This is a genomic window from Psychrobacter sp. CAL346-MNA-CIBAN-0220 (assembly GCF_040309805.1).
GTDB lineage: Bacteria > Pseudomonadota > Gammaproteobacteria > Pseudomonadales > Moraxellaceae > Psychrobacter.
In genome coordinates this window covers 1-252 of sequence record NZ_JBEOPF010000543.1, presented here as the reverse complement: position 1 = coordinate 252, position 252 = coordinate 1, and the positions used below count along the sequence as shown (strand labels likewise).

Below are 252 nucleotides of genomic sequence, written 5' to 3'. Positions count from 1 at the left end.
ACCGCCGTTAATCCCTCACAAAGATAGCTATAGCATCACTACAGACAAAAATGGCTGTCTAACATGCCATAGCTGGGATAAAGCAAAAAGAATGAAAGCAACGCCAGTGGCGAAGTCACACGTTATAGATGACAAAGGCACATTAAATGGCATGAACTACTTCTGCGTACAGTGCCATGTTGCACAAGCAGATAATAAACAGGAGTTAGTGGAAAACACATTTACGACAAAGTAATTAGTGAAGATATAAAT

Annotated in this window: 1 protein-coding gene; it reads left to right on the top strand. The window is 39.7% G+C overall.

Annotated elements, in window-relative coordinates; all coding sequences use genetic code 11:
* Positions 1–235: nitrate reductase cytochrome c-type subunit (locus AAEY88_RS14715; RefSeq protein WP_350563581.1), on the top strand; the 235-nt coding region annotated here is incomplete at its 5' end.
* Positions 236–252 lie beyond the last annotated feature (17 nt).